General features: G+C 69.2%; 5 protein-coding genes. 2 read left to right on the top strand and 3 right to left on the bottom strand.

Going from position 1 to position 6,000, the window contains the following annotated elements:
- The 3 genes from VKZ50_03835 to VKZ50_03825 form a co-directional block, all read right to left on the bottom strand.
- A partial coding sequence (locus tag VKZ50_03835; GenBank protein HLJ58842.1) for an acetyl-coenzyme A synthetase occupies positions 1-222 on the bottom strand: 222 nt, incomplete at its 3' end.
- 96 nt (positions 223-318) lie between these two features.
- On the bottom strand, positions 319-957 hold the full coding sequence (locus VKZ50_03830) for an acetate uptake transporter (protein HLJ58841.1): 639 nt from the start codon (positions 955-957) through the stop codon (positions 319-321).
- A 1,168-nt stretch (positions 958-2,125) separates the two neighbouring features.
- Positions 2,126-4,126, bottom strand: coding sequence for an acetoacetate--CoA ligase (locus tag VKZ50_03825; protein ID HLJ58840.1), 2,001 nt, complete (start codon positions 4,124-4,126; stop codon positions 2,126-2,128).
- A gap of 161 nt (positions 4,127-4,287) precedes the next feature.
- Here VKZ50_03825 and VKZ50_03820 point away from each other — a divergent pair, with 161 nt between their 5' ends.
- Both VKZ50_03820 and VKZ50_03815 read left to right on the top strand, forming a co-directional pair.
- Positions 4,288-5,112, top strand: coding sequence for a M55 family metallopeptidase (locus VKZ50_03820; GenBank protein HLJ58839.1), 825 nt, complete (start codon positions 4,288-4,290; stop codon positions 5,110-5,112).
- Between the two features lie 55 nt (positions 5,113-5,167).
- On the top strand, positions 5,168-5,968 hold the full coding sequence (locus VKZ50_03815; GenBank protein ID HLJ58838.1) for a creatininase family protein: 801 nt from the start codon (positions 5,168-5,170) through the stop codon (positions 5,966-5,968).
- Positions 5,969-6,000 lie beyond the last annotated feature (32 nt).

The following is a 6,000-nucleotide window of genomic DNA, read 5'->3' as shown; positions in this document are numbered from 1 at the left end:
ATCGAGCGTGGTGTGCCAGTACTGATCCCAGGAGAGCAGGTCGGCGTACTCCCGGAAGCACTCGGGAAAGCGCTCGACGCTGAACCGCTCCATGATCCCGGGATCCGTAGCGTTGGCCTGCCCGATAAACCGCGACGACGGATAGTAGTACTCCTCCTCTTTCCAGTGCACGGCAATTTCGGCTTCACTGACGGCGACTTGCTTCTCACGTGCTTGAGCCATTAGATCACTCACCTCCCCGCGGAGCCCTGCGGTGCGCCCGGCACCTTGTGTGGCGTACGTTCATTGTCCTGCTCCTCTCGAACACGGTCAAGACCGCTAGCCGCGCGCGCCGAGTGGGCTGCCCGGCCGCTGGGCAACCCGCGGCGGCGCCCAGAGCGGTCCACCGACCGGGAGCACTGGCGTCGGCGACATGCTGTTGACCACGCCCGCCGCGGACGTGTACCAGGCGACGAGAGCCGTGATGATGCCGACATAGCCGCCGAGCCGGATGAAGCTGACAGAACCTGAGAAGAATCCGATGAAGAGCAGGATTTCGGTGACCTCCAGGGTCAGGAACACCAGGAAGACGGCCACGTTGGCGCGGGTGCTCCAGAGCATCATGTACGTATTGAAGATGGCAAACGAGAGCAGGAACCACCCCAGCGCCGGAAGCAGCTGGTTGTCCGGTACGCCCTTCCCGAAGAGCTGCAGCAGGATGAACGTGGCCAGGCTGAACCAGAAGGCGCCGTACGTCGAGAACGCGGTGGCGCCGAACGTGTTCTTGTTCTTGAACTCCCACATCCCTGCCAGAAACTGGGCGGCTCCCCCGTAGAAGAGCGCGAGGCCGATCCACACAATATCCGGAGCCCATCCCGCATTGTGCGCACTGAGGACGAACGTCGTGAGAGCGAATCCACCTAGACCGAGCGGCGCAGGATCAGCTACGGCAAGAACCGGCTTCCCTTCTTCCGCCATTGAGGGATCCCTCCCTTTGTAGGGCGGACGTGCTGGCCGGAATACAAGGGAACGAACCCACCGGCCCCCGCCCCCGAATAACGATTCCCCTCGCCTTCGCGCTGCTTCTCACGACTCCTCCCCGTTGGATCGGGGCGCATAGGTGTTCGGCATCTGCTGGGACCCGGCATGCGATCAGGCTGCCTCCGGTCGCACGTCCCCGTCTGGCCGCACGGCGATCCCCCGGCGTCGATCCCGGCGCGCCGTCCCCGCAGCAATCGAACATCGACTCGCGGCCGCGAGTTGACGCGACGGTTCCCGGGAAAGCCGACACGGACGCGCGCACAGCGCGTCCTCCCTTGACCGCTGTGCACGGTGCACGAACTCGAAGCGGAGCTAGACGCGATGGGAAGGATGACATCCGTGGCGGTTCTGACCCGATCACACGCCACACGACGCCGCGGCCGGCTCTCTCCCTCCGGCGAGCGCCTGTCTTCTTCAATGTCCGCGCGGCGCCGAGCCATCGGACGAACCGGCGACCCTGCACGGCCAGCCGAACTTCTGCCGGATCGCCCGCTCCGCCGCCTCCTGCTTCGCCCCTTCGATCCCGGCCCGCCCTCAAAACGACCGGATCTCGTTCTCGATCCCACCCGCGCAATCCGCGCGCGGGCCTCAGCGGGACGCGGGTCGTCCTGCAGCGAACCCAATTGCATGCGCGTGTCGGCTCCCACCGTGGCGGCGGTGAAAGTGTGGCTGCGGACGTTCGAGGCGCACGTCCGGGCCGCAGACTTCGAGGCGGCGCGCCCGATGTTCGCCAGCGATGTGGCGGCGTTCGGCACGTACGCCGCGATCGTGACCGACAGGACACGCCTCGAACGCGACCAATGGAGACGCGTCTGGCCCGCGATTCGCGGGTTTCGATTCAGGGTGGAAGCGCTGCGGTGCCTCGGCGGATCGCGGGCCGTGTGCGCGGTGGTCCCTTGGGATTCCCGCGGCGTACGCAGCGACGGCGCAACGTTTCCGCGCCCCGGCCGGGCGACCCTGTTCCTCGTACGGCGGGCTGGACGGTGGGTCGCGGTGCATTCTCATTTCTCGCTCGCGCCGGCAGGGGAGCGGTCACGATCGGGATCCGCACGGTCGAACTCGCCGAGATCGCGCACCTCTCGGAGACTCCGGGCGAAGACGCGTCTCAGGAGTGCGGCTCGGCGCGCCTCGCAAGCTGCACAAAGACCCTGAGCGAGTCGGGGTTGCTCATCGAGTCGGGGCTCGCCGCGCGCTCCGGCGGCGTCCCGGCGAGAATCCGCTTCACCGGGACCTCCAGCTTCTTGCCGCTGAGGGTCCGCGGCACCTCCGCGATTGCGTAGATCCGGTTCGGAACGTGGCGCGGCGACAGCTCGCTGCGGATCTTCCCCACGATGCGCTCGCGGAGCCCGGCGTCGAGCGCCGCGCCCGGCCTCAGCACCACGAACAGCAGCAACTCGCCCTCCCGCCCCAGCTCGCCCGTGTCCACGACGAGGCTGTCCAGCACCTCCGGAACGTCGTCGACCACCCGGTAGAACTCGCTCGTGCCCATGCGGACGCCGGCGCGGTTCAGCGTGGAGTCGGACCGCCCGTAGACCACGCACCCTCCGTCCCGGGTAATCTTGATCCAGTCGCCGTGGCGCCACACGCCCGGGTAGGTCTCGAAGTAGCTCTCCCGATAGCGCCGCCGGTCCGGATCGTTCCAGAAACCCACCGGCATGGACGGCAACGGCTCGGTGAGGACGAGCTCGCCGACGTCGCCCACGAGCGGGCGCCCCTCGGGGTCGAACGCCTCGACCTTGGCGCCCAAGCCGCGGCACTGGATCTCGCCGGCGCGCACGGGCAGGAGCGGACACGACAGGACGAACGCCGTGCAGACGTCGGTGCCGCCGCTTACGGAGCCGAGCAGCAGGTCGCGCTTCACGTGTTCGTACACCCAGGCAAACCCCTCCGGCGGCAGCGGCGCGCCGGTCGAGCCGATCGCCCGCAGCCGCTCGAGCCGCGCGGCGCGGGCCGGCTCCACGCCGGCCTTCTGACACCCGAGCAGGTAGGGCGCGCTCGTGCCGAAGTACGTCATGCCCGTCTGCTCCGCCAGCCGCCACAGCGCGCCCAGGTCTGGGAACGCGGGACTCCCGTCGTACAGCACGACCGTCGTCCCGATCAGCAGGCCGCCGATCAGGAAGTTCCACATCATCCACCCGGTCGTGGTGTACCAGAAGAACCGGTCGTCGGGCCGGAGGTCCAGGTGCAGCGTCAGCGCCTTGAGCGTCTCGAGCAGGACGCCGCCGTGCCCGTGCACGATCGCCTTCGGCAGACCGGTGGTGCCGGACGAGTACAACACCCACAGCGGGTGGTCGAACGGCACGGCCTCGAACGACAGCTCGGAGACCGGTGCGCCGTGGGCCAGTTCCGACCACGGCCGGACGCCGGCGTCGGAAGCGGCCACCGCGGCGCCGTCGAGCCCGGGCACGAGGATCGTGGCCTCGAGCGTGGGAAGCTGCCGCCGGATCTCGCGCAGGGCGTCGCGCCGGTCGAACGTCCGGCCGCCGTACCGATACCCGTCCACGGCGAACAGCACGCGGGGTTCGACCTGGGAGAACCGGTCGATCACGCTGCGGATCCCGAACTCAGGCGAGCAGCTCGACCAGATCGCGCCGAGGCTCGCCGTGGCCAGAAACGCGATGACCGCCTCGGGGGTGTTCGGCAGGTACGCGACCACGCGGTCGCCGCGCCGCACGCCGAGGCGCCGGAGGCCCGCCGCGACCGCCGCGACCTTCCCCACCAGTTCGGCGTACGTGACCGTCTCGGGCGGGTGCGCCTCCGATGCGAACACCAGCGCCGCATGCCCGTCCCGCCGGGACAGCGCGTGCTCCGCGTAGTTCAGCTCCGCACCGGGGAACCAGCGGGCGCCGAACACGCGCCGGTCCTCGAGCACGCGCTCGGCAGGACGGCGGGCGCGGACCCCGCAGAATTCCCAGATCGACGCCCAGAATGCCTCGAGGTCTGTCACGGACCAGCGCCACAGGGCATCGTACGACTCGAACGCCAGCCCGCGCGTCTCGCGCAACGACACGAGGTATCGGCTGATGTTCGCCCGACCGCGCGCCTCGGGCGTGGGCGTCCACAGTACCGTGCCTTCCACGAGACCACCATCCTCGGCCGCCGCCACGTCCCACGCGCATCCGGCCGGCGGGATGGCAGTTCCCCGCGCGGGGGTTCCCGCTCCTGCTCCGGATCGAGGGGCGAACGCGCTCGCGCAAGGTCGCGGGGCGCATCCGAACGAATCAGAGGGTGTTCCCTCAGTGATCAGAGCGCAGCGGAGGTGCAAGGATGGCGTGCCGCGTGTTCATCTCGGCGGACATCGAGGGCGTCGCCGGCGTCGCCACCAGCCTGCAGACGTCCGACACAGGACGACAGTACCAGGAAGGTCGGGAGCTCATGACCGACGAGGTCAACGCCGCGATCGCCGGCGCGTTCGACGGCGGCGCAACGGACGTCGTCGTCTGCGACAGCCACGCCGCGATGCAGAACTTGATCCCGACGCGGATGGACGAACGGGCGGTGCTCGTACGCGGCGCGATGCGCGACTCGCTCCAGATGGAAGGCATGGACGGCTCGTTCCACGCCGTGTTCATCACCGGCACTCACGGACGGGCGGGGACGGCCGATGCGGTGATCGACCACACGTGGAACGGCGGCACGATCTACAACCTCCGCATCAACGGCCGGGCGGTGAACGAGGCGGAGCTGAATGCGCTGGTGGCCGGTCGGTTCGGCGTGCCGGTGACGCTCGTCACCGGCGACGACGCCACGCTTGCGCAGACCCGTGAGACGCTGGCGGAGACGATCATGGTGGCGGTAAAGACGGGCCGAGGACGGGGCGTCGCCGCGAGCCTCCACCCCAAGGAGGCGTGCCGTCGGATCCGCGCCGGCGCCGCCGAAGCGGTTCGGAAGCGGGGGCAGATCCCGGTGCCCGCGGTGCCGACGCCGCTCGTCATGGAGATCGACTACAACCGCACCGACATGGCGCAGACCGCCGCGCTCGTCCCTGGCGTCACCCGGATCGCCCCGCGCACCGTGCGCGTGGAAGCCGATCCCGACACGATGTTCCGCATCCAGGAGCTGATCGTGTACCGGCTCCGGCACGAACTGTAGCGGCTCCGCCGGGGGCGGCCCGGCGAAGACTCGATCCCCCAGGAGGGACGGCACGATGCGTCTTGGTGAGATGACATGGACCCAGGCCCGCGAGGCGGTCGAGGCGGGCGTGACGGCGGTGCTGCCGCTCGGCTCGATCGAAGAACACGGCCCGCACAACGTGATCGGCGACTACCTCGCCTGCGACAAGATCACCGCGACCGCGACCGACCAGACGGGCGACGTCATGGCGCCGGTGATGCCGTTCGGCTACTCGGAGTACTTCCGCAACTACACTGGGACGATCACGATGCGCGCCTCGACGCTGGCCGCCGTCGTCACCGACGCGGTGGACTGCCTGCTGCATCATCGCTTCCGCCGCGTGGCGATCTTCAACGGCCACTCGGGCAACGCGAGCGTGCTCAATCTCGTCACGCGGCGGTTTCGCCGGACACGCGGGATCGTGATCCCCACGCTCAACGTGCTCGGGCTCACCCAAACCCCCGAGGTGATCGAGCGCGTCTACGGCGGGAAGATCGGGCTCGGCCACGGCGGCGAGCCGATGGGCTCGCTCATGATGCACGTCGCGCCCGGCCGCGTCCAGATGGACCGGGCCGGCGAGTGGGGCCGCCGACAAGTGTTCGGGTGCCCGACCGAGGGCCTCGACACGATCCGGGTGGACGGCATCCGCATCAGCGTACCGCTCGACATGGAGGACGTCACACCGCCGACCGGCAGCTTGTCCGATCCAACGCCGGCCACGCCGGAGCGTGGGAAGCAGCTGTTCGAGAACGCCGTCGACGGATGCGTCAGATTTCTCCGATGGTTCCGGAACGTGGATCCGTACCTCGGGACCGGTGCGGAGCCTCGAATCTAGCAGATCGCGCGGCAGGACCGCCGCAGCCGTCG

The organism is bacterium, from assembly GCA_035295165.1.
Taxonomy (GTDB): Bacteria; Sysuimicrobiota; Sysuimicrobiia; order Sysuimicrobiales; family Segetimicrobiaceae; genus JAJPIA01.
Note: the sequence above shows the minus strand (reverse complement) of the source record. Positions and strands in the feature narration are given on the sequence as shown.

Excerpts from the sequence above, each read along its gene's own strand:
- VKZ50_03830 (HLJ58841.1), bottom strand. The coding sequence starts at position 957 with ATGGCGGAAGAAGGGAAGCCGGTTCTTGCCGTAGCTGATCCTGCGCCG.
- VKZ50_03820 (HLJ58839.1), top strand. The coding sequence starts at position 4,288 with ATGGCGTGCCGCGTGTTCATCTCGGCGGACATCGAGGGCGTCGCCGGC.
- VKZ50_03815 (HLJ58838.1), top strand. The coding sequence starts at position 5,168 with ATGCGTCTTGGTGAGATGACATGGACCCAGGCCCGCGAGGCGGTCGAG.